Origin of the sequence: Pyxidicoccus xibeiensis, assembly GCF_024198175.1 — a bacterium.
Lineage (GTDB): Bacteria > Myxococcota > Myxococcia > Myxococcales > Myxococcaceae > Myxococcus > Myxococcus xibeiensis.
Genome location: NZ_JAJVKV010000008.1, coordinates 135,809 through 158,639 on the forward strand (window position 1 = coordinate 135,809; position 22,831 = coordinate 158,639).

General features: G+C 70.1%; 19 protein-coding genes and 1 tRNA gene. 12 read left to right on the top strand and 8 right to left on the bottom strand.

Translation table 11 applies throughout. The annotated features are described in order from the left end of the window. The first annotated feature begins 6 nt into the window (after positions 1 to 6). The 4 genes from LXT23_RS31730 (at position 7) to LXT23_RS31745 (ending at position 1,358) form a co-directional block, all read left to right on the top strand. On the top strand, positions 7 to 432 hold the full coding sequence (locus tag LXT23_RS31730; RefSeq protein ID WP_253984115.1) for an SCP2 sterol-binding domain-containing protein: 426 nt from the start codon (positions 7 to 9) through the stop codon (positions 430 to 432). Positions 433 to 447: 15 nt separating this feature from the next. Next, positions 448 to 717, top strand: coding sequence for a hypothetical protein (locus LXT23_RS31735; RefSeq protein ID WP_253984116.1), 270 nt, complete (start codon positions 448 to 450; stop codon positions 715 to 717). A gap of 85 nt (positions 718 to 802) precedes the next feature. Then, positions 803 to 874: transfer RNA gene (locus LXT23_RS31740), tRNA-Val, on the top strand. A gap of 184 nt (positions 875 to 1,058) precedes the next feature. Then, entirely contained in the window at positions 1,059 to 1,358 is a 300-nt protein-coding gene (locus LXT23_RS31745) for a YacL family protein (RefSeq protein ID WP_253984117.1), read from the top strand. A 7-nt stretch (positions 1,359 to 1,365) separates the two neighbouring features. Here the strand turns inward: LXT23_RS31745 and LXT23_RS31750 are convergent, their stop codons facing one another. After that, positions 1,366 to 2,352 (bottom strand): TerC family protein, encoded by a 987-nt coding sequence (locus LXT23_RS31750; protein WP_253984118.1) that lies wholly within the window; start codon positions 2,350 to 2,352, stop codon positions 1,366 to 1,368. 353 nt (positions 2,353 to 2,705) lie between these two features. Here LXT23_RS31750 and LXT23_RS31755 point away from each other — a divergent pair, with 353 nt between their 5' ends. Together LXT23_RS31755 and LXT23_RS31760 are read left to right on the top strand one after the other, a co-directional pair. After that, positions 2,706 to 3,800, top strand: coding sequence for a carbohydrate-binding protein (locus tag LXT23_RS31755; protein ID WP_253984119.1), 1,095 nt, complete (start codon positions 2,706 to 2,708; stop codon positions 3,798 to 3,800). Between the two features lie 270 nt (positions 3,801 to 4,070). Continuing rightward, a complete protein-coding gene (locus tag LXT23_RS31760) occupies positions 4,071 to 5,687 on the top strand; it encodes a Rieske 2Fe-2S domain-containing protein (RefSeq protein WP_253984120.1) in 1,617 nt (538 codons plus the stop codon). A 25-nt stretch (positions 5,688 to 5,712) separates the two neighbouring features. Here the strand turns inward: LXT23_RS31760 and LXT23_RS31765 are convergent, their stop codons facing one another. From LXT23_RS31765 to LXT23_RS31780, 4 genes are read right to left on the bottom strand one after another with little or no spacing between them, the layout of a single operon-like run. Then, entirely contained in the window at positions 5,713 to 6,528 is an 816-nt protein-coding gene (locus LXT23_RS31765) for a hypothetical protein (RefSeq protein WP_253984121.1), read from the bottom strand. After that, on the bottom strand, positions 6,525 to 7,661 hold the full coding sequence (locus tag LXT23_RS31770) for a coiled-coil domain-containing protein (protein ID WP_253984122.1): 1,137 nt from the start codon (positions 7,659 to 7,661) through the stop codon (positions 6,525 to 6,527). The genes LXT23_RS31765 and LXT23_RS31770 overlap by 4 nt, the downstream gene beginning before the upstream one ends. Positions 7,662 to 7,692: 31 nt before the next feature. Continuing rightward, on the bottom strand, positions 7,693 to 8,793 hold the full coding sequence (locus LXT23_RS31775; protein WP_253984123.1) for a coiled-coil domain-containing protein: 1,101 nt from the start codon (positions 8,791 to 8,793) through the stop codon (positions 7,693 to 7,695). Continuing rightward, positions 8,790 to 10,043 carry a glycosyltransferase gene (locus LXT23_RS31780; protein ID WP_253984124.1) on the bottom strand — a complete coding sequence of 418 codons (1,254 nt, stop codon included), beginning with the start codon at positions 10,041 to 10,043 and terminating at the stop codon, positions 8,790 to 8,792. Before LXT23_RS31780 ends, LXT23_RS31775 begins: the two co-directional genes overlap by 4 nt. 345 nt (positions 10,044 to 10,388) lie before the next feature. Here LXT23_RS31780 and LXT23_RS31785 point away from each other — a divergent pair, with 345 nt between their 5' ends. Continuing rightward, a complete protein-coding gene (locus LXT23_RS31785; RefSeq protein ID WP_253984125.1) occupies positions 10,389 to 13,121 on the top strand; it encodes a galactose oxidase-like domain-containing protein in 2,733 nt (910 codons plus the stop codon). Here the strand turns inward: LXT23_RS31785 and LXT23_RS31790 are convergent. Continuing rightward, entirely contained in the window at positions 13,069 to 14,304 is a 1,236-nt protein-coding gene (locus LXT23_RS31790; protein ID WP_253984126.1) for a phosphatase domain-containing protein, read from the bottom strand. The two genes, LXT23_RS31785 and LXT23_RS31790, sit on opposite strands and share 53 nt — an antisense overlap. Positions 14,305 to 14,391: 87 nt before the next feature. Here LXT23_RS31790 and LXT23_RS31795 point away from each other — a divergent pair, with 87 nt between their 5' ends. Then, positions 14,392 to 15,171: a 4'-phosphopantetheinyl transferase family protein gene (locus tag LXT23_RS31795; protein WP_253984127.1), complete on the top strand. Its 780-nt coding sequence runs from the start codon at positions 14,392 to 14,394 to the stop codon at positions 15,169 to 15,171. Positions 15,172 to 15,186: 15 nt separating this feature from the next. Here the strand turns inward: LXT23_RS31795 and LXT23_RS31800 are convergent, their stop codons facing one another. Then, positions 15,187 to 15,972, bottom strand: coding sequence for a thioesterase II family protein (locus tag LXT23_RS31800; RefSeq protein ID WP_253984128.1), 786 nt, complete (start codon positions 15,970 to 15,972; stop codon positions 15,187 to 15,189). Between the two features lie 142 nt (positions 15,973 to 16,114). Here LXT23_RS31800 and cysC point away from each other — a divergent pair, with 142 nt between their 5' ends. Then, positions 16,115 to 16,660, top strand: coding sequence for an adenylyl-sulfate kinase (gene cysC, locus LXT23_RS31805; RefSeq protein WP_253984129.1), 546 nt, complete (start codon positions 16,115 to 16,117; stop codon positions 16,658 to 16,660). A 52-nt stretch (positions 16,661 to 16,712) separates the two neighbouring features. Here cysC and LXT23_RS31810 read toward each other — a convergent pair whose 3' ends face one another. Next, complete coding sequence (locus LXT23_RS31810; RefSeq protein ID WP_253984130.1) at positions 16,713 to 18,302, bottom strand: MBL fold metallo-hydrolase; 1,590 nt, start codon at positions 18,300 to 18,302, stop codon at positions 16,713 to 16,715. Positions 18,303 to 18,496: 194 nt separating this feature from the next. On the opposite strand from LXT23_RS31810, the gene LXT23_RS31815 reads away from it, so the two are divergent. From LXT23_RS31815 to LXT23_RS31825, 3 genes are all read left to right on the top strand, one after another. Further along, on the top strand, positions 18,497 to 19,258 hold the full coding sequence (locus LXT23_RS31815; protein ID WP_253984131.1) for an alpha/beta hydrolase: 762 nt from the start codon (positions 18,497 to 18,499) through the stop codon (positions 19,256 to 19,258). Between the two features lie 129 nt (positions 19,259 to 19,387). Beyond that, positions 19,388 to 20,593, top strand: coding sequence for an aminotransferase-like domain-containing protein (locus LXT23_RS31820; protein ID WP_253984132.1), 1,206 nt, complete (start codon positions 19,388 to 19,390; stop codon positions 20,591 to 20,593). Between the two features lie 84 nt (positions 20,594 to 20,677). Continuing rightward, positions 20,678 to 22,831: a cation:proton antiporter domain-containing protein gene (locus LXT23_RS31825; protein WP_253984133.1), complete on the top strand. Its 2,154-nt coding sequence runs from the start codon at positions 20,678 to 20,680 to the stop codon at positions 22,829 to 22,831.

Here is a 22,831-nt window from a genome sequence, read left to right on the forward strand (position 1 = left end):
GTCGAGATGCCGAAGTTCCCGTCGAAGGAGTGGTTGGACGAGGCCGTGCGCCTCACCAATGAGGACCCCGAGTGCGCCGTGGCCGGCAAGGGCTGGACGGGCGACTTCGGGGCCATCGTCGAGGCCGAGCCGGGCAAGCTGGACAAGCCCTTCGTCGTGCACGTCGTCCCCGGCGACTGCCGCATCCAGAAGGCCCGCGTGCTGGCGGACCCGGATGACCTGGACGAGCTGGAGCCCGTCTACCTGGCGCGCGCCCCGTACACCGTCTGGAAGCAGCTCTTGAAGGGCACGCTGGACCCCGTGGAGGCGGTGCTCAAGCGCCGCATCTCCATGAAGGGTGACCTGCAGCCCCTCATCGAGCGGATGAAGTACAAGGGCATCGCCGACCGCGTCTTCGCCAGGCTGCAGACGCAGTACCTCGACGAGCCGTGAGCGGGGGGAGGGCACATGGGAATCACCGACGAGCTGAAGAAGCAGGCGCTGGGCATGTCCGGCAAGGCCGTGGAGAAGCTCATGGCCGACGAGAAGCGCGCAATGGCCATCGCCAACGCCATCGGGAAGGTCCAGCGGGGCAAGCAGGCCCTCGACCGGGGGCAGGAGGAGCTGATGAAGGCCTTCAACTTCGCCCCCCGCAGCGAGTTCAAGTCGCTGGGAAAGCAGCTGTCAGGACTCAAGCGAAGGCTGCGTGAGTTGGAGGAGAAGCTGGACGGGCTGTGAACGAAATTGCGTTGACACCTGCGCGGGCGGATGGCATTTACCCCCGCGTTCGTCACGGCGCCGCAGCACAGCGCATGCGGCAAACGGGCGTATAGCTCAGCGGTAGAGCACTGCCTTCACACGGCAGGGGTCGCAGGTTCAAACCCTGCTGCGCCCACTTCGAAGAGGCCGTGAGTCCGGGATGAAACCCAGGGCTCACGGCCTCTTCCTTTTCCGGCCTCGTATTGTTCACTACTTCCAGCCTCGTCCGCGCGCGGATTTGAAGGCGTGGATGTGCATGTCACCGTGGGTGCGTGCCGACGAGGAATCTGAGATTCACTTGGGAGCCGCGGGGGGGCATCGTGGTCCATGCCCCGCCCCCGAACGACGTCCTGGCGGCCTACCTCTCCGAGGAGGTCCAGCCGGGCACGGGCACCGCGGAGCGGCTGCTCGCGCTCGTCCACGAGTTCCGCACCGGCCGCGGCGGGGTGTGGGAGGTGCCCGGGGAGTGCTGGAGCGTGGAGCTCACCCACGTGCGGGCGTCCCTGCGCACCGAGCACGCCATTCCCGGGCGCACGCAGCACCTCCCCCTGGAGGACTTCGAGGAGGCGCTGCGCGCCTGGCAGGACTTCGTGTTGCAGTCCCGCGCTTCCGCCTCTTGAGCGGGCGTCAGGCCTTGGACGGCTTGCTCAGGTCCTGGCCCGCCGCGGTGACGGAGGGCACCGGCGGCGTGTTCCGGTTCTTGATGAGCGAGGCCACGATGCTGGCGGCCAGCATGGCGGCGATGACGCCCAGGGACACGAACGGGGGAATCTTCACCACGTCGACGATGGCCATCTTCACGCCGACGAAGATGAGGACGCCCGACAAGCCCACCTTCAGGTAGCTGAACTTCTCCACCGCGCCGGCCAGCAGGAAGAACATGGAGCGCAGGCCGAGGATGGCGAAGATGTTCGACGTGAAGACGATGAACGGGTCTCGCGTCACGGCGAAGATGGCGGGGATGGAGTCGAGCGCGAAGATGACGTCCGACGCTTCCACCAGCAGCAGCGCCATGAACAGCGGCGTCGCCAGCCAGCGCGCGTTCTCCTTCTTGAAGAAGTGATGCCCGTCGAACTCCTGCGTGGAGGGGATGGTGCGGCGGGCGAACTTCATCAGCCAGCCATCCTCCGGGTGGTCCTCCTTGTTGCGCTGCAGGAAGAGCTTCACGCCGGTGAGGATGAGGAAGGCGCCGAAGACGTAGATGAGCCAGTGGAAACGCTCCAGCATCGCCACGCCCGCGAAGATCATGATGGCGCGCAGCACCAGCGCGCTGAGGATGCCCCAGAAGAGGACGCGGTGCTGGTAGAGCGCGGGGATGCGCAGCGCGGAGAAGATGACGACGAAGACGAAGATGTTGTCGACGGAGAGCGACTTCTCGATGAGGTAGCCGGTGAGGAACTGCACCCCCAACTCGGACCCGAACTTCCACCAGATGCCGACGTTGAAGAGGAGCGCCATGCTGATCCACACCACGCTCCAGCCCAACGCCTCCTTGAACTTCACCACATGGGCGTGCCGGTGGAAGACGCCCAGGTCCAGGGCCAGCATCGCGATGACGAAGGCGATGAAGCCGCCCCACAGGGCCGGACTGCCAACGGTATGTAAGGTTTCCATAGAGCCTCCGAGATAAGAGCCGGGCCTCTCTTCGACAAATAGAGATTACGGTTGAGTCTCTTTGGAAAAACCGATGGGTCAGGGCGCCTGAAGCCCCCGTCCCTCTGGTGGCAGGGGTGCGGCGGGGCGTCTCCATGCCTGCGCAAGCCCTGGGAAATGTTGAGTGAAACGATGGGTTCAGCACCGTCCCGGTTGGACTGAACAGTTACCGGGCCATCGAGACCAGCCAGGCGTTCCGTCCCCGAGGCAGCTACGGCCTCCCGGTCCGAGGGCGCGTCCAGGAGGTCGCCGGGCGATTGGCGTCCGCGGCCCCGTTCACTCTCATGGCCCCACGAAGCAGCAAGGACCCGACTTTGATCCGTAACCGCTTTCTCGCCTCGACGCTTGGCGCCCTCTTCGCACTGGCTGCCGCCTCGGGCTGCGACAACTCTGGTAACGAAGGAGCCACCGCGCCAGGCGCTGTCGAACCGCCTGTTGAACAGCCGCAGCTCCCGACCCCTTCCCTGGCCGAGCCCCCTGTCGTGGCCCAGCCGACGCCCGAGCCGACCCCCGAGGAGCCCGAGCAGCCGACGACTCCAGTTCCTACGCCGCCGCAGCCCCAGCCGGAGCAGCCCGCTCCGAATCCTCCCGCCCCGACGACGCCCTCCGCTCCGACTCCGGCCCCGCAGCAGCCCGGCATGGACGCGTTCGGCGTGACGAAGCTGTACCCGAGCGTGGCCGGGGGCGAGGAGTGGTACCTGTCCGCCAATCCGAGCACGGACAAGCGCTTCGACCCGCAGGACACCATCACCAAGAACGCGGATGGCTCCTGGAAGATGAAGAGCAGCCAGGTGCGCATGTCCGTCTTCACGTCCACGGGCTACAGCGCCTCGAAGATTCCCACGTATGACCGGGACATCCTGGCCAGCCGCGGCTACATGCAGGCGCCGAACGACTGGAAGAACGTGGAGATGACGGGCTTCGTGAAGCTGAACGCCGCGTCGGATGGCTCGGACAACTTCGACTGGTACGCGCGGGGCGGCAAGCACAACGACGACCAGTCCGGCTGCGAGGGCAGCAGCTACAAGGGCGGCCTGCACTACGACGGCCGCGCCCGCTGGCAGAAGGAGACGTGGCACGTCTCCTACGAGCAGGCGGACTACCGGCCCGCCACCACGCCGCTCAAGGGCCGCTGGGTGGGCTTCAAGGCGGTGATGCGCAACGCCGGCTCCAACGGCAAGGAGTCCGTGAAGCTGGAGCTGTACGTCAACGAGAACGCCGACAAGGTCACCTGGAAGAAGGTCCACAACTTCGAGGACGCAGGCGCCTGGGGTGGTGACGCCCAGCACTGCGGCGGCGGCACCGGCGCCATGCCGATTACCTGGGGCGGCCCCATCGCCGTGTTCCGCTGGGACAACGCCAGCGACGTGGACTTCAAGTGGCTGTCCGTCCGCGAAATCCAGCCGTAGTGGCCGGGTGAGTCGGCAGCGCCCTCGTCACGAGGGCGTGGCCACCGTCCCGCGGTGAACGGGGGCGCGGAGCGCGAAGGCTCGCCGCGCCCCCGTTGTTCCACCGAGGACGCGCAGGGCGTCCGCTGAAGGACGGGCCGAAGGGACCCGGGTGCAGGTGGCAGGCGTGAGTTACGGTTCGCAGCCTTGCCGCGCCGACGTGCAAGTCGCCGGCTTTCGCCCGGGGCGGCGCACCGCCGCCCTGACTCCAGTTCGAAGGGGAAGACTTCCATGCAGATCACGTTCCTGGGCCACGCCGGCTTCGTCGTGGAGACCGCGGGGGCCATCGTGGTGATGGATCCGTGGCTCACCCCGCGAGGTGCCTTCGACTCGGCGTGGATGCAGCTTCCTCGCAACCACCACCTGGCTCCCCTGGTGCGCGAGAAGCTGGAGACCCCGGGCAAGGAGCGGTTCCTCTACATCAGCCACGAGCACAAGGACCACTTCGACCCGGACTTCCTCGCCACGGTTCAGCGGCGGGACTTCACGGTGCTGGTGCCTCGCTTCCACCGCTCGGAGCTGCAGGACGTCTTCGGGAAGTATGGCTGCAAGCGCGTCATCGCCTGCGAGGACGGGCGCGAGGTCCCCATCAAGGGCGGCTACATCAAGCTGTTCGTGTCCGAGCAGGGCACCAACCGGGACTCCGCGGTGATGGTGCGCGGGGACGACCAGTGCTTCCTCAACCTCAACGACTGCAAGCTCCATGACCAGATGGCGCGCATCGTCGCGGAGGAGGGGCCCATCGACGTGTTCTCCGCCCAGTTCTCCGGCGCCATCTGGCACCCCACCTGCTACGAGTACACGCCGGACGCGTACGCGGCCATCTCGCTCAAGAAGCGGGAGAGCAAGTTCGAGGCGGTGGCGCGGGCGCTCGAGCTGGTGCAGCCGCGGGCCTATATCGCCGCCGCGGGGCCGGCGTGCTTCCTGGACCCGGCGCTGTTCCACCTCAACTTCGAGAAGGTGAACATCTTCCCGAACGCGACGCAGCTCTTCGACTTCATGAAGCAGCGGCTGCCGGACGCGGCGACGAAGTACCTGGAGCCCATGCCCGGGGACGTGCTGGACGTGCGCACGCTGGAGTTCCCCACGCTGTCGCCGGAACGGGTGACGCCGGAGAACCTGGCGCAGTACCTGCGCGACTACGCGGCGGCGCAGGAGCACCTCTTCCGCGAGCGGCGGCGCAACCTGCTGCGCGCGGAGGTGGATGAAATCCACGAGCGGCTGCGCGTGGAGCTGCAGCGCAAGCTGGACCTGTTGGACCTGCACGGCCGGGTGGGCATGCCGCTGTACGTGGAGCTGACGGAGCTGCCGACCCGGCTGCTGCGCGTGGACTTCAAGGGCCGCCGGGTGGACGTGGTGCCGGAGCTTCGCGAGACGACGCGCTACACCCTGAAGGTGAGCGCGGCGGACATCGTCCGGGTGCTGGACCGCAAGCTCAACTGGGAGGACTTCCTGCTGTCCTTCCGCCTGCGGCTGAGCCGCAACCCGGACGTGTACGAGCCCGTGCTCCACGGCTTCCTGGGCGTGGAGATCGAGGACATGCGCGAGTTCTGCGAGGGCATCCGCGCCACGGAGGCCCGGCGCGAGCGCACCGTGGTGGAGGTGGCTGGGCGGAAGTTCTCCGTCCAGCGCTTCTGCCCGCACCAGGGCGCCGACCTGTCCGAGGGCTGGGTGGAGGAGGGCCGCTACCTGGTGTGCCCGCGCCACCGCTGGCGGTTCGACCTGCAGGACGGCGGCCGCTGCCGGGTGAACAACTCCACCGTCTGCGCCGAGCCGGTGCCGGAGCGGCCCGAGCAGGACCCGGAGACGACGGCCGCGCCCATGCCGGGCTCCGGGCCCTGCGCCTGAGCCGGGGGCGAGTGCACCGCGCCCCTCAGGGCAGGGGCGCGTAGAGCTGGAGGGCCAGGCGCACGTTGTCCGAGCGCACGCCCACCGGCCCCTCCAAAGCGAGCGCCTCGTCGGGCAGCTCGCCCTCCCAGGCCAGGGTGTCGTCCGCCCAGACGCGCAGCGTGCGGCCGTCGAGCGCCGCGCGCAGCGTGTGCGGCGTCCCCGGGGCCGGGGCCTCCACGCGCTTGCCGGCGCTGGGGCGCACGGTGGTGTAGCCGTCGTTGCCGCACTCGCGGCTGGTGCGCTGGCCCGGGTTGCGCTTGTAGTTGACGACGATGCCGGGCTTCGGCGCGAGGCGCCACATCACGTACAGCAGGTTGCACCCGTCGAGCGCCCGCAGCTTGAGCCCCACCTGCTGGCGCTGGGCCCCCGAGCCGAGGGCGCGCTGCTCGCGGGTGGGCCCCAACACCGTGAAGCGCAGCTCCGCGGCGGTGGCGGTGGTGCCGGGGGCCACCGCCCGCATGCGCGGCGCGTCGACGGTGAGCCGCCCGTCCTCCCCGGGGCCCAGCCGCCCCTGTGTCACCTCCAGCCGGGACAGCGGCACGTGGGCCAGCCGGGGCCCGCCGCGCTCCGCCCGGGGCGCCTGTGCCTCCTCGCGCTGCTTCATGCCGTGCTCCCGGGAGGGTGGCTTGTCCGTGGCCGGCTCGCGCCCGCGCACCCGCTCCTCGGGGCGGGAGGCAGCCGGGGGCGCGCGCCTGTCGTCCGCACACGCCACGCTCGACGCCGTGCCGCACAGCCCCAGCAGCCCCGCCACGGTGCCCCAGGCCGCGAGCGCGTGGCGTGGGCCCCGCGGCGGTGTCACGGGGCCTTCGCTCCCAGGAACGTCCCCAGCGACTGCACGTGGGCGCTCAGGTAGGCCTGCTCGGCGCGCAGGCGCGTCAGCTCCAGCAGCAGGTAGTCGCGGAACCGCCGCACCTCCCGCGTCTGCAGGGCCTCCACCTCGCGCAGCTGGCCCTCCAGGTCCGTCACCAGCGTGGACACCTCGCGCAGGCGCCCCTCCTCGGACCGCTGCAGCGCGCGCAGCTCGGCTACCAGCTCGCTGACGCGCTGGGACGCGCCCGTCACGTCCTCGCGCAGCGCGCGCTGGCGTCCCTCGCGGGCACGGGCGTTGGCGGAGCCCTGCCACAGGTGGCCCAGGTTGTAGCTGAGCGTGAGCTGCCCGAAGAGGGGCACGTCCTGGTCCACGTCGACCAGCTCGTCGTAGCCGCCGCGCAGGCTCAGCTCCCAGGCCTGGGCGCGGCGCAGGCCACCGGCGGCGTCCTCCACCTGGTCGTCCGCGACGCGCAGCTCCTCCAGCAGCATGTCCAGCCGCTGGCCCTCGGGGACGCGTGGCCGTGCCGCCAGCCGCTCGCGGGCGAGCGCGGTGCTGGTGGCCAGGGCGCGCAGGTTGTCCAGCCGCACCTGCACGGCGTTGAGCTCCTCCAGCGTCGTGCGGCCCTCGCGCAGGTCGTTGCGCAGGCCGTTGACCAGCTCCTCGGCCCGGGGCAGGGCGTCCTGGAGGACGCGGGCGCGAGCCTCCAGCGCGGCCTCTTCGCCCAGCCCGCTGCCCTGGCGCGTCGCGGCCTCCAGCATGGACAGGGCGCGCTGGCGGCGGCACTCGGCCTCCGCGCGCTTGCGCAGCGTCCGGCCCCGGTAGAGGCCCACGAAGTCGTAGCCCACGCCGGCCGTCACCCGGAGCTTGGGCTCGCCCAGCGGCGCGGCGCCGGCGCCGCCCTCGGCCTCGCCGGCATTCACCGCGCCGAAGCCGACGAACAGCTCCGGTGCCAGCTCCAGCGCGGCCTCGGCGTCACCGACGCCGCGCACGAAGTCGCAGTATCCCCCGGCCCGGTCCTCCACCTGGGGCGCGGCAGGGGCCTCCGGTGGAGGCGACACCTGCGCCAGCGCGGTGCGCGCGGACAGGGCCAGCAGCGCAGCGCAAGTGAGGCTCATCCGCATAGACGGTCTCCACCACCACGGCGGGGTTCAATCACAGCAGCATCGGGGGCCGGCCCAGGTGCAGCAGGTCCTCGCGGGCGGAAGGCGTATCCGAGAGCTGGATTTCCACCATCACCCCCCGGAGCATGTACTGACGGATGGGGTGCTTGATGGACACTTCGCCCTCCAGCGCCCTGCCCATCACCCCCACCTCCCTGCACCAGAACAGCTTGGCCGCGCAGGCGTACAGCGGGGTGCCCTGCTCGGCGTTGACCAGGTTCTCGTACGGGACGAAGGCAATCGTCAGGTCCGTCTCGATGGCGCGCAGGTAGGGGGACTGGCGCAGCGAGGCAATCAGCGTGTCGTACCGCAGCGACACCTCGTCCAGGGCCTTCAGGTCCTCCTTCAGGCTCTTCAGCGTGGCCTCCGCGCGGGACTGCTCCAGGGTGGAGTGCGTGTACTCGCGCTCCAGCAGCAGCACGTCCGCCGTCATCCCGTCGGGGGTGGCATCCTTGCCCAGGCCGTCGTGCACCGCGTTCAGCCCGGCCAGCTCTCGCTGGAGCGACTCCAGCCGCGTCTCCAGCTCCACCGTGCTCTGCGCCAGGGACAGGTTGCTCTGCGCCATCTGCGCCAGGTGGTGGTTGACGGTGAGCTTGTCCTCCTGCTCCAGCAGGCGCGCGCCGTACAGCGCGTCCGTGCGCACCCGCGTCAGGCCGGAGAAGGCCTTGTTGGACTCGGTGATTTCCTGCCGGGCGACGCCGAACTCGCGCCGCAGCTGCGACAGCCGCCGCGCCACCCGGTCCTTCGAGGCGCGCTCACCGCGCAGCGCCACCTTGAAGCGCTGCTGGAAGGCGCGCTCGGAGGCGATGATGCGCTCGGCGTCCGCGATGCGGTTCTCCACGGTGCGCCGCTCGGCGAGCACGTGGTCCCGCGCGGACGTCTGCGCGGCCACCTGGGTGTTGAGCGTGAGGATCTCCGGGTCCGTGGGAGACACGACGGTGGGCGTCACCCAGCTCCGGTTCACCATGAAGAAGCCCTGCACGGTGAGGAAGGAGATGAGCCCGAGCATGATCAACGCCAGCAGCACCGAGCCAATGAGCTTGTAGGCGGCGACCACGATGGAGTTGATGCGGTTGGCGACTCTCTGGTTCATGAGTGCGAGCCCTCACCTGCATGGGTGGGCGGAAGGCCACCGCCATTGTCCGCGGGCGACTCGGCCTGGTTGGTGCTGGGACTGCCCCGTGTCTCCCAGCTTCCCGAGTCCAGTGTCAGCAGCGCGAGCGGGGTGAACAGCGCGTACGTCACCGGCATCAGCAGCGCCATCGGCAGGAAGCACGCGCCATGCACGCGGCGGTCCTCCGGCAGGTGTCGTGTCTCGAACCGGTAGATGGCTCCCAGCATGCCGATGACGAGGAAGTGGAAGGCGAGGATGTCCCAGAACTCGCCGTTGAGGACGTTGTGCACGATGACCACGGGATAGGAGAGCAGCAGCGCCAGCTGGGACACGTAGTGGACCGTCACCACCGGGTGCAGCCGCCACGCGTGGGACAGGCCGCCCAGCAGGTCCACCAGGTTGGAGCGCCGCCACCGCAGCTGCTGGGAGAAGTACCCGGCCAGGTTGTAGGGCGCGGCGGTGAAGCAGAAGGCGTCCAGGGTGTAGACCGTCTCGTAGTTGTGCTTGACGATCTGCCGCGTGAGGAACCGGTCCTCGCCATACTTGATGGGGACGCCGGCGATGGAGCGCGCCTCGAGGATGGGCTCCAGCTCCAGCAGCACGTGGCGGCGGTACGCGGTGAGGCAGCCCGTCAGGCACATCACCTGCCGGAAGCTGCGCTCCAGGTCCTTCAGCCACTCCTGGGCGAAGTGGAACTTGATTTCAATCATCCGCGTCATCCAGTTCTGATGACGGTTCGTCACGTAGGTGCGGCCCCCCACCGCGGCGATGCGCGGGCTGGTGAAGCGGCGCACCAGCTGGCGCACGGCGGACTTGTCGACAATCACGTCCGAGTCCACCGAGACGATGATCTCCGCGTCGACGGCGGCCTTCACGCCCCGGTTGATGCCCTTGCGCTTGCCCATGTTCTCCGGGTTGCGCAGCACCATGACGTTGGAGTGCCCCTCCGCGGCCTTCAGCGCCCAGGCGAAGCTGTCGTCCTTGGAGCAGTCGTCCACCACGACGATCTGCAGCAGCTCGGCGGGGTAGTCCTGCTCCAGCAGGCTGCGGACGGCGTGGAAGATGCCCTTGCCCTCGTTGAAGAGGGGAATGACGATGGCGACACGCGGCCGATACGAGTCGTCCACGCGGTCGAACCGCTGGCCTCTCAGGCGCCGCAGGAACGGGCCGAGGATGTAGCGGTTCATCAGCACCACGATGAACAGCAGTTGGATGGGAAAGAGCTCCATCAGTCCCCGCTCCCCGTCACGCTGATGTGCTCCTTCCCCACGAAGGCGTACCCGCCTCCGCTGCCCCCCACGAAGGCGCACCTGCCTTCGTTGCCCCGATGAAGAGCGTCCGGAAGGTTGGCGGGCCGACCACGAGCGGCCACTGCACCGAAGTGCAGGTGAAGTGACGAGGACAGGGCAGGTCACCCGGCGGTGACACGTCCAGTTCCCGGCAGTGCTTGCGACTGGCGGCCCGGGTGACGGGGTCCGAAACGCCCCTCAGGTTCTGCCCCCTGACTTCGGGCGGCGTCGCCAGGGGGAGCCATGTCATCAGGATCAGCTTTCAGGGCATCGCGGTGTCTCGCGGTGCTCGTTTCGGCATACATATTCATGGGGGCGGGGCTGGCCCAGGCCCAGGTGCCCGCGGAAGTCGGGCAGTGGACGCACCTGGGGACGTGGCCCATGTCCGCCACGCACGCCAACCTGCTGCCCAACGGCAAGGTCTTCGTCTTCGGCGAGTTCGACGAGGGCGAGGCGGCGCCGCTGCTGTGGGACCCGGTGTCGGGCGCCCTGGGGACGGCGGCGGTGCCCGACTACAACATCTTCTGCGCGGGGCACTCGTTCCTGGCGGACGGGCGGGTGCTGGTGACGGGCGGGCACGTGGAGTCCCACGTGGGCTTTCCCCACACGAGCATCTACGACTTCGCGACGGACTCGTGGTTCCGCGGTCCGGACATGAACGACAACCGGTGGTACCCCACCAACGTCACCCTGCCCAACGGCGACGTGGCCATCCTCTCCGGGGAGACGCACGACGCGGGGATGAGCAACGAGCTGGTGCAGGTGTACCAGATGGGCGTCTATGACAGCGGCCCCGCCCACACGCTGCGGGATTTGACCACCGCGGTGAGGGACCTGCCGTACTACCCGCGCATGTTCGTGGCACCCAACGACAAGCTCTTCATGGCCGGCACCCGGCGCGGCACCATGTGGCTGGACTGGCGGGGCACGGGCACCTGGTACGAGCATGGCCCCAGCCTCTTCGGCGCCCGCACCTATGGCGCGGCGGTGTACTTCGACGGGAAGGTGATGATCATCGGCGGCGGAGACCCGCCGACTGCCACGGCGGAGCTCATCGACCTGAACCAGGCGAAGCCCACGTGGCGCTACACGGCCGCCATGTCCCAGGCCCGGCGGCAGAACAACGCGACGATGCTGCCGGATGGCACGGTGCTCGTCACCGGGGGCTCCAGCGCCTCGGGCTTCAACACCGCCTCGGGCGCGGTGAAGGTCGCGGAGGTGTTCAACCCCGTCACGGAGAAGTGGACCCGCCTGGCCGCCGCGCGCGACTTCCACGGCTACCACGCCACGTCGGTGCTGCTTCCGGACGGGCGGGTGCTCCACGGCGGCGGCCGGGGCGTGCGCACGGCGGAGGTCTTCTCCCCGCCGTACCTCTTCAAGGGGCCCCGTCCCACCGTCACCGCCGCGCCCAGTGTGGTGGAGCCGGGGACGACGTTCAGCGTGTCCTCGCCGGAGGCGGCGTCCATCCGGAAGGTGACGCTCATCGGGCTCAGCTCGGTGACCCACTCCATGGACCAGGGCCAGCGCCTGCTCACCCTGAGCTACACACCCACGGAGGGCGGGCTGACCATCACCGCGCCGGCCACCAACGTGGACGCGCCCCCGGGGCCCTACCTGCTGTTCCTGGTGGACGACAAGGGCGTGCCCTCCATCGGCAAGGTGGTCTCGGTGCCCACCGTGACGCCGAAGCTCCGGCGCTTCATCTCCTTCTCCGACGTGTGGCGGTACGACGCCCGGAACGTGGACCTCGGTCCCGGCTGGATGCTGCCGGCCTTCGACGACTCGGGCTGGCAGTCCGGCCCGGGCCAGCTCGGCTATGGCGACGAGGACGAAGGCACGGTGCTGACGCGCACGACGCCGGCGCAGCCCTCGGTGTACTTCCGCAAGCGCTTCACGCTGGACAAGGCCGTCTCCCGCGCCCGCCTCGAGGCGCTCTTCGACGACGGCGTGGCGGTGTGGCTCAACGGCGTCCCCGTCTTCGAGCGGAACATGGGCGACGGGACGGACTTCGGGGACTACGCCTCCGCCTCCGTGAGCAACGAGTATGTCCGCGCCGACGTGCCGCTGACGGGCAACCCCTTCCGGCTGGGGGAGAACGTCATCGCGGCGATGGTGAAGCAGGTGAGCGGCACGTCCGACGACCTCACCTTCGCGCTGGGCCTGGAGGTGGAGCTGAGCGAGGCGGGCCCGGGGCCCGACTCGCTGACGATGCTGTCACCCAACGGCGGCGAGGTGCTGCTGGCCGGCGCCTCCGTCCCCCTTCGCTGGGCCAGCACCGGGAGCGTCGCCACGGTGGACCTGGCCTGGTCACCGGACCTCGGCGCCACCTGGACGCCCATTGCCTCCGGGGTGGCGAACACGGGCGTGTACACCTGGCAGGTGCCCGGAGCGACCACGTCACGGGCCCTGGTGCGGGTGTCCAAGGCCGGTGAGGCCACGCCGGTGGACGTGAGCGACGCGGCCTTCGCCATCGCGAGCGAGCAGCGGCAGACCCCCATTCCGTGGCAGTCCACGTGGAAGTACCACGGCAGCGGGGCGGACCCGGGCCCAGGCTGGCAGCTGGCCGGGTATGACGACAGCGCCTGGCCCTCCGGCGCGGGGCAGCTCGGCTACGGAGACGGGGACGAGACCACCGTCTTCCCTCGCACCGTGCCGTCCCAGACGAGCGTCTACTTCCGCAAGAAGTTCACCGTGACGGGCGCGGTGACGAGCGCCACCCTGAGGGCGCTCTACGACGACGGCGTCCTGGTGTACCTCAACGGCACGCAGGTGATGCTGCGCAACATGCACGCGACCAGCCTCGGGCACACCCGGTACGCCACCGGCGGCGCGGAGAACGACGTCGCGACGGAGGTGCTCTCGCCCGGCCTGTTCGTCCAGGGAGAGAACACCCTCGCGGTGATGGTGAAGCAGGTGGGCTCGTCGTCGCCCGACCTGAGCTTCGACCTGTCGCTGGAGCTGGGCGTCAGCGTCCCGCCGCCCCCGGTGCGGCCGCCGAAGCCCTCGACGGGACGATGAGGGCCGCCGCGCGCTGGAGGTCCCGGTCCAGCTCCAGCTTCCGGGCCTCGCGCTGGCCGGGCGAGTCGAAGCGGATGCCCTCGAAGGACTCCTGGGCGGCGCGGGCCACGCGCGCCACGCCGTCCCGGGAGATGACGCCCCGCTCGAAGGCCTCCACCGCGGCGCCCACGTACGTATCGAAGAAGAAGATGCGCTTGGCCCGCCAGCCCTGCCGGGTGGCCTCCGGGGTGTCCACCACGTCGTGGATGAAGACGGCGTGCACCGCCTGCGGCGCGGCGGCGAGCATCCGGTCGCCAAACTCCACGTCGCCCTGGCCGCTGTCGCCCACGAAGACGAAGCCGTACTCGGGGAAGGCGCGCACGTAGCGCTGGAAGTTGTCGAACTTCTTGTCGGCGATGCGCGAGTTGCCGATGAGGTGCGCGAAGCTGCCGGACAGCACCGCGTGCGGCGGGACGCCGTGCTCGCGCAGCGTCTCCAGCGTCATGTTCTCCACCACGCCCAGCGCGTCCATGGGCCGGGCGGTGACGAAGGTGAGGTCACCCTCGCGGCCCGGGATGATGCCGGGCCCCCGGTCCAGCTCCGCGTAGAAGGCGAGCACGCCCGGGTACACCGTCTTGGACGGATACCGGCGGTCCTTCAGGTTGGCGTAGAAGGTGTCGTCGATGTCGCTGAGGACCTTGTTCTCCCCGCTGGGGGCGGCCTCGGCCTCGCGGCGCAGGTGGGTGAGAATCTCCTCGCGCAGCGCCGGGTCGTCCACGTCGTCGAAGAGGAGCTTCTCCAGGTCCTGGTGGTTGCTGCCCGCGTCGAGCAGGTTCTTGAAGGCGGTCAGCTCGCGCCCGCGCAGCCCGAGGAACAAGTCGCGGATGCGCCGCTCGGCCTCGGTGTGGGTGGTGCCCACCTGGAGGGCCGTCACCAGGCTGGCGCGCACGGGGAGGGACAGCTCGGCCGCGCGCTTCGTGCACAGCAGGTCCAGCAGCGCGGTGTGGTGGTCCGGCCCGACGACGCGGTCGTCCATGTCCGACAGCAGCGCCTCCAGGTCCACGTTGGAGAGGAGGAAGTGGAGCTCGGCGGCGCTGGCCCCGGTGAGCAGCTCCAGGATGCGGCGCTCCTCCGAAGTGTCCGTGTGGCCGGCCATGAGGGCGCGGAGCGTCTCCAGCTTCTTCGTCGCGGCAAGCAGGTCCATGGTTCATCCCCCCGGCCCGCCAGGGTGCTGGCCGGGCCTGGGTCCGAGCCTACGCGGGCCCCGTCCCGGCGTGGTAGAGGTAGGGCCATGTCGACCGTTGCCAACCGACTGGAGCTCCGTCCGGACGAAGTCCACGTGTGGATTGTCGAGCCGGAGCGCATCAACGAGCGGCAGCTGCTGGACGCCTACTGGAACCTGCTGGATGCGGGGGAGCGCGAGCGGCAGCGCCGCTTCCGCTTCGAGCGGCACCAGCGGCAGTACCTGGTGAGTCACGCGCTCGTGCGGCTGACGCTGTCGCGCTACGCGCCGGTGGCCCCCGCGGCGTGGACGTTCGCGACCAACGCGTACGGGCGGCCGGAGGTGCAGGGCGAGTGGGGCACCCGGCTGCGCTTCAACCTGTCGCACACCGACGGCATGGCGCTGGTGGCGGTGGGCACGGGCGCCGAGCTGGGGGCCGACGTGGAGGACGCGCAGCGCCACGGCGAGACGGTGGAGATTGCCGACCACTACTTCGCGCCCTCGGAGGTGAAGACGCTGCGGGCGCTGCCGCCGGAGCGCCACCGCGAGCGCTTCTTCGAGTACTGGACGCTGAAGGAGTCCTACATCAAGGCGCGCGGGGCGGGGCTGTCGCTCCCGTTGGACCAGTTCGCCTTCCACCTGGAGCCGGGGCAGGCGCCGCGCATCAGCTTCGACCCGCGCATGCCGGACGCGCCGGAGGCGTGGCAGTTCGTGCAGCTCAAGCCGTCCGAGCGGCACCAGGCGGCGGTGGCGGTGCGGCGGGCGCGCGGCCAGCCGCTCTCCGTGCGCTGGCAGTTCACCGTGCCGCTGGCCGGGGACACCCAGCCGCCCCGCTTCCAGGTGGCGTGAGCGGGGCAGGGTGGCTCAGGGCGCCGGGGCCATCCACCGCTGCAGGTCCTCGCGCACGGCGGCGAGCAGCGCGTCCTGCTTCTGGCGGATGAAGAAGTGGCCGCCCTCGAAGGTGCGCACGCGGAAGTCGGCGCTCGAGGTCTCCTCGCGCCACGTCTCCAGCTTCTCCACCGGGACGTGCTTGTCATCCACGGCGCCCATGGCGGAGATGGGGACGTCGAGCTTCACGGCGTGGTTGCCGTTCTCCCACCAGGCCAGCCCGAAGTCCGCGCGCAGCGTGGGCAGCAGCAGCTCCAGCAGCTCGCGGTGCTGGAGGATCTCCTCCGGCGTGCCGTCGTACTTGCGCAGGTGGGCGATGAACTCCGCCTCCGGCAGGTGGTGGATGGGCTCGCGGTCATTCACTCGCGGCGGGCTGGAGGCGGCCAGGATGAGGCCGCGCGGCATGGGGCCGTTGCGCAGCTGCAGGCGCCGCGTGAGCTCCAGGGAGATGCGCGAGCCCATGCTGTAGCCGAAGAAGGCGAAGGGCCGGTCCAGCAGCGGCGCGAGCACCGGCAGCAGCGCGTCCACCAGCGCCGGGAGGTTGTCGATGGGCTTCTCCATCAGCCGCCGCTCGCGGCCGGGGAGCTGCACCGGGCACAGCTCCACGCCCACGGGCATGCCGGCGCCCCAGCCGTTGTAGATGGCCGCGCTGCCGCCAGCGAAGGGCAGGCAGAACAGCCGCAGGCGCGGGTCCGGCAGCGGCTTCCGGGTGGGGAACCAGCGATCAGGGGGAGTCGGACTCGGGGCGTTGGCGCTTCGCATGGCAGTCAGGCTCTGTCGCACGCCCGAGGAAAACGGGTCAAGCCCCGGGGAACGCGCACCCACCGTGGGGGCCCCACACCTGCTCCAGGCGCCCACCCGCCCGCTCGCCGGGTGATACATCTCACGGGCGAGGTGACCTGACATGCGGCGGACGGCGGGCTTCATTCTCTGGCTGACGGGGCTGTCCGGCGCGGGCAAGAGCACGCTCTCCCGCGCGCTGCGCGAGCAGCTGGAGCCGGTGCGGCCGGTGGAGCTGCTGGACGGTGACGAGGTGCGCACCTGGCTGTCGCGCGGGCTGGGCTTCTCGCGCGAGGACCGCGAGGAGAACGTGCGGCGCATCAGCCACGTGGCGCTGCTGCTGGCCAGGCACGGCGTGGGCGTCATCGTCGCCGCCATCTCCCCCTACCGGGGCTCGCGGGACGAGGCGCGCCAGCGTGCCGCCGCCGCGGGGGTGCCCTTCGTGGAGGTCTACCTCCAGGCGCCCCTGGACGTGCTCATCGCCCGGGACGTGAAGGGGCTCTACCGGAAGGCCCTGGCGGGAGAGCTGGCGGACTTCACCGGCGTGTCGGCGCCCTACGAGGCTCCCGAGCACCCCGAGGTCATCGTCCGCTCCGACGTGGAGCCGGTGGAGGCCGGGCTCGAGCGCGTGCTGGACACGCTGCGCGCCCGGGGGCTCGCGGGGACGTGAGGCCGGCGGAGCCCACGAGGAGCACCGCCGGCACCGCGTACGTCGCGGAGGACTACTTGAAGACGCGCTCCATGCGCACGTAGGGCCGCTCGGCCTGGATGCCCTGGGTGCGGCAGTGCTCCATGAACTTGTTCGACTCGACAATCTGCGGCGTCTTGTCGTCGTACACCAGGACCATGACGTGGCGCAGCCAGGGCTCCTGGCCCATGGCGTAGACGTAGACCTCCTTGGGCGCCAGGTGCTTGGAGATCTCCGTGGCGCGGGCGCAGTCGGAGCCGTTGAGCCGGCGCGACTGGTCCATCTTCCGGGGGAGCGGGTTGCTCAGCAGCGGGCCGTACATCCAGCTCATCGGGCCGCCCTCGCACTCCATGCCCAGGAAGAGCACGTCGATGGGGCCCACGACTTCGCGCAGGTGCTGGTACAGCCGCGGCTCGATGGCGTTGGAGTCCGCCGCCATCAGCATGGACTTGCCGGCCAGCCGCACCAGGTGCGCCGTCTTCGCCTGGATGGCCAGGTCGCTGTGCTCGCCCATGAAGGGCAGGCCGGTGATGGAGCCGCCGGGGACCTCGATCTCCTGCAGGTCGTCGATCTCCATCACGTTCTTGAAGCCGGTGTGGTGCAGCATCAGGCGCAGCGAGGGGTCCGCCGCCGAGTTGCCGTTGTTGCGAGGGACGATGATGGTTCCCACCCGGTGACGCAGCTGGATGAGCGTCTCCATCATCAGGTGGTCGGCGTGACCGTGGGTGAGGATGACGTAGTCGATCTTCTCCGGCAGGTCCGAGTGCGTGTAGCGCGGCAGGTCCGTGGGGAACTCGTAGCTGATGACGGGGTCCGTGAGGATGCTGACGTCCTTCGTCTCCATCAGCACGCAGGCGTGGCCGAAGTAGCGCACGCGCACGCCTTCACCCGTGTAGCGCTCGGTGCGGCGCGGCGCCGTCTCGGTGAAGAGGTTGGCGAAGTCGGCGGCGGCCGACGCGGGCACGCCCAGCATCTCCGCCACGCGGCCCGGCGAGCCGGGGGTGTGGCGCATGCGGAACAGCTCGTCCAGGCCCTCGTGCTTGTAGGGGACTTTGAGCCACAGCGGGGAGTCCCCCTCCAGGCGCGGCGTGCTGAAGATGTACGGGCGCCAGTCGCCGTCCACCATGTTGAGCATCACGCTCTGCGAGGACTCCGAGTAGAACTTGCTCCGGTAGAGCAGCGGCTCGATGACGCGCGCGCTGGCGCGGTGGCTCAGGTCATACGTGAGCTCCACGTAGCCGCGCAGGATGTCCGGCACCTTGGGGTAGAGCGACTCCAGCGACGCGCCGTTGTTGGGCGCCATCAGCTGCTCCAGCTCCGCCATGGCCTTGGTGTACGCGAGCATGTGCGCCTGCTCGCGCTGGGTGCGCTCCAGCAGCTCCTTCACCTGCGGCGCCTTCGACGCCGGGTGGTTGATGAAGGGGCCGCCCATCAGCAGCGGGTTCTTCAGCGCCGCCACGTGGACGTCCGGGTTCGCCACGAAGGACTGCATCAGCTTCAGGTGCAGGTTCGTCACGAACAGCGGCGCCGACGCCGGCGACAGCAGGTACCACCAGACGTACCATTGGTTGTAGAGCGGCTCGAGGGCGACGTTCGGCTTCAGGTACATCGGACGGTCCAGCATTACGGTCTCCGGGCGAGGCTTGGTATTCGCGTGGGGCTCGCGAGCAGCGAAGCCCGGTTGATACACGGAATTCAGCCTACACGCACGGGTGGGGGGCCCCATTGACACGGCCGGGGCAGGTGTGGCCTCCCGATGTCGGGCCGGGTAGGCCCGCCGTGGAGATATGCGCGGGCCCGCTCCCGCGTTTCCCGGACATGAAAACCTCACGCGTCGCCGTGCTGTGGCTGCTGGTGCTGGCGGGTTGTGGAGACTCCACCTCTCTCGTGGACGCGCGCTACGGCTCGGCGTGGCTGGGCGTTCCCTACGCGGAGCCCACCGAGCTGTCCTGGCAGCAGGGGGAGCTGCCGCTGGGAGAGACGCCGACGGACCGCGGGCTGCTGCGGGTGCCCCAGTCCTACCAACCGGGTCAGCCCGCGGCGCTGGTGGTGCTGCTGCATGGGGCGGGAGGCGACGCGGAGGGCATCCTGGACCTGGTGCGGACGCATGCCGACGCCACCGGCACGCTGGTGCTGGCCCCCAAGTCGGAGGGCCGTACCTGGGACATGCTCGTCCATGACCGGTATGGCCCGGACCTGGCGTTCCTCGACCTGTCGCTCACGCGGGTGTTCCGCGAGTACTCCGTGGACCCGGAGCGCATCACCATCAGCGGCTTCTCCGACGGGGCCAGCTACGCGCTGTCCGTCGGGCTGACCAACGGCCACCTCTTCCGGCGCATCGCGGCCTTCTCTCCCGGCGGCGTCGCCGCGTCCGAGCTCGAGGGCAAGCCGGGTGTGTTCATCTCCCACGGCACCCTGGACCCGGTGATTCCCATCGATGTGGGCGGGCGCTTCATCACCGGGCAGCTCCGCGAGGAGGACTACATGGTGGATTTTCGTGAGTTCGAGGGCTCGCACACCGTCCCCGCCGAAATCGCCCGGGAGGGCTTCACATTCCTGGTGGGGGCCGCCGCACCCTGAGTGTGGCCCACCTGGGAGGACGGCCTTTCGCGTCGCTCCGTCCCTTCTGGAATGTACGGCTTTGATTCAAGTACCTTGGGCGCACGGGTCGATGCAGTGGAGCGCGAGCAGGCCCGGAGGCCCTGACCGATGTCATCGACGACGAATCCATCCGAGCTTCCCCTGGCCCCGTGGGCGCGGCGCCTGGCGCCGTCCGCCATCCAGGACATGCTGCAGCACATCACGAAGCCGGGCGTCTTCTCCCTGGCGCTGGGACTGCCGGCCGCGGAGCTGTTCCCCACGCAGGGCATGGCCGAGGCGGCGGCGCGGGTGCTGGCGGAGCAGGGTGGGGCGCTCCAGTACTCGGCCACGCTGCAGCCGCTGCGCGAGCACGTGGTGGCGCTGATGGCGAAGCGGGGCGTGCGCTGCTCGCCGCAGCAGGTGTTCCTCACCACCGGTGCCCAGCAGGGGATGAACCTCCTGGCGCGGCTGATGCTGGAGCCCGGCCAGGCGGTGATGCTGGAGGACCGGGTGTACTCGGGCTTTCAACAAGTCTTGGACCCCTTCCAGGCGCGGCGGCTGGCGGTGCCCACCGATGCGCGCACGGGCATCGACCTGGACGCGGTGCAGTCGGTGCTGGCCTCGGGTGAGCGGCCGGCGTTCCTCTACACGATGAGCGACGGCCACAACCCGCTGGGCCTCAGCCTGGCGGCGGAGGCGCGGGAGCGGCTGGTGAAGCTGGCGCGCGACTACCGCATGCCCATCATCGAGGACGACGCCTACGGCTTCCTCCACTACGAGGACCGCGTGCTGCCGCCGCTGCGCGCGCTGGACGAGCAGTGGGTGTACTACGTGGGCTCGTTCTCCAAGATCCTCGCCCCCGCGCTGCGCGTGGGCTGGGTGGTGGTGCCCGAGCCCATGGTCTTCCGGCTGGCCACGGTGAAGGAGTCGAGCGACATCGACACGGCGACGTTCACCCAGCGCATCATCCTGGCGTTCCTGGACTCGGGGAAGCTGGAGGGGCACCTGGTGCGGCTGCGGCAGGAGTACCGCCTGCGGCGCGACACGCTGCTGCGCGCGCTGGAGACGCACCTGCCCAAGGGCGCCTCGTGGACGAAGCCGGCGAGCGGCATGTTCGTCTGGGTGGAGCTGCCCGAGGGCAACGACACCACGGCCCTGCTGGCGCGGGCGCTGGAGCTGGAGAAGGTGGCGTACCTGCCCGGCCAGGCGTTCGGCGTGCAGGGCGGCCGCTCCGCCGCGCACTGCATGCGGCTGAACTTCTCCAACTGCGAGCCGGCCCGCATCGAAGACGCGGTGGCTCGGCTGGGCAGGGTGCTGGCGCTGGCGCGCGGCTGAGGACCTGGCGTCCAACCCCCGATTGCGCATGAGCAGGCGGGTTGGTAAGGAGCTCCTTAACAGCTCCTTACCCCCGGGGAACGCATGCACGGACCCGTGCTCGCGGGCGTCAGCCTGCTCATCGTGCAGTTCATCGTCATCATCGGGGTGTCGCGGCTCATCGGGCGCGGCGCGCGGTGGCTGGGGCAGCCGCTGGTCATCGCCGAGGTGGTGGCGGGCATCCTCCTGGGGCCCTCGCTGCTGGGCTGGCTGGCCCCGGACGCGATGCAGGCGCTGTTCCCGGACTCCAGCCTGCCGGTGCTGAAGATGCTGAGCCAGGTGGGGCTCATCCTCTTCATGTTCCTCATCGGCCTGGAGCTGGACCCGAAGCTGCTCAAGGGCCGGGGCCACTCCTCGGTGGCCATCAGCCACACGAGCATCATCGTCCCGTTCGCGCTGGGCAGCGTGGCGGCGCTGTGGCTCTACCCGAGGCTGAGCGAGCCGTCGGTGCCCTTCTCGTCCTTCGTCCTCTTCATGGGCGTGGCGATGAGCGTCACCGCCTTCCCGGTGCTGGCGCGCATCCTCTCCGAGCGCAACCTCATGCAGTCGAAGGTGGGCGCCATCGCCATCGCCTGCGCCGCGGTGGACGACGTGACGGCGTGGTGTCTGCTGGCCTTCGTGGTGTCCATCGCCCGGGCCTCCAGCGTGGCGCAGGCGGCGTGGACGACGCTGTTCGCGCTCGTCTACATCGCCTTCATGCTGTTCGCGGTGCGGCCCTTCCTGGCCCGCCTCGGCGCGCGCGTCGCCTCCAAGGACGGGCTCACCCAGAACGTGATGGCCGGCACGATGTTGCTGCTGCTGTGCTCCGCCCTGGCCACGGAGTTGATCGGCATCCACGCGCTCTTCGGCGCCTTCCTGCTGGGCGCCGTCATCCCCAAGGAGGGCGGGCTGGCCGCGGCGCTGGCGGAGAAGCTGGAGGACGTGGCGGTGGTGCTGCTGCTGCCGCTCTTCTTCGCCTTCAGCGGCCTGCGGACGCAGGTGGGCCTGCTGTCCTCCGCGGACGCGTGGCTCATGTGCGGCGCCATCATCCTCCTCGCCTGCCTGGGCAAGTTCGGCGGCAGCGCGGTGGCCGCGCGCCTCACGGGCATGCGCTGGCGCGAGGCCGGGGCGGTGGGCGTCCTGATGAACACCCGGGGCCTGATGGAGCTCATCGTGCTCAACCTCGGCCTGGACCTGGGCATCATCTCGCCCACGCTGTTCACCATGCTGGTGGTGATGGCGCTGGTGACGACGTTCATGACGACGCCGCTGCTCAAGTGGATCTACCCACCGGAGGAGATGGCGAAGGAGCGGCTCACCGCGGCGCCCACGCCCGCGGAGCCGAGCGCCAGGCCCTACACCGTGCTGACCTGTGTCTCCCACGGCAAGGCGGGGCCAGGCCTGGCGCTGCTCAGCCATGCGCTCACACGCGGTGAGGCCCGCACCGCGCAGGTGTATGCCCTCCACCTGATGCCCGCGTCGGACCGGGCGTCCCTGCTCATGAAGCATGAGCCGCCGCAGCAGGAGGGGGCGCTGGCGCCGCTGCTGGGGCGCGCGCAGGTGCTGGGCCTGGAGGTGCGCCCGCTGTCGTTCATCTCCTCGGAGCCCGGCGCGGACATCTGCCGCACGGCCGAGGCCAAGCGCGCCGACCTCATCGTGCTCGGGTGGCACAAGCCGCTCTTCAGCCGCACGGTGCTGGGCGGCACGGTGCACGAGGTCATGCAGGACGCCGGGCCGGGCGTGGCGGTGCTGGTGGACCGGGGGCTGAAGGAGATTCGCCGCATCCTGGTGCCCTTCATCGGGGGCGAGCATGACCGGGCCGCGCTGGGGCTCGCGCGCCGGCTGCTGCGCCACGAGGGCACGGAGGTGACGCTGCTGCACGTCACCTCGGCGGACGCGACGTCCGAGGACTCCGGGGCGAGGGCGCGCGTGGAGGACCTGTTCCCCGAGGGCGCGAAGCAGGTGCGCTTCCACGTGGTGTCCCACCCCTCGCCCGAGGAGGCTGCGCTGGAGGAGGCCCGCCGGGGGTATGACCTGGTGGTGGTGGGCGTGGGCTCCAGGTGGGGCCTGGAGAGCCACCTCATCGGCCTGCACCGGGAGCGCCTCATCCAGGAATCGCCGGCCTCGCTCCTCATCGTGCGCCGCCCCACGGCCACTCCGTCCGAGGCCTCGGCCCCCGACGCGGCCCGGGTCCTCACGGTGGGCGACGCGGCGAGCTGA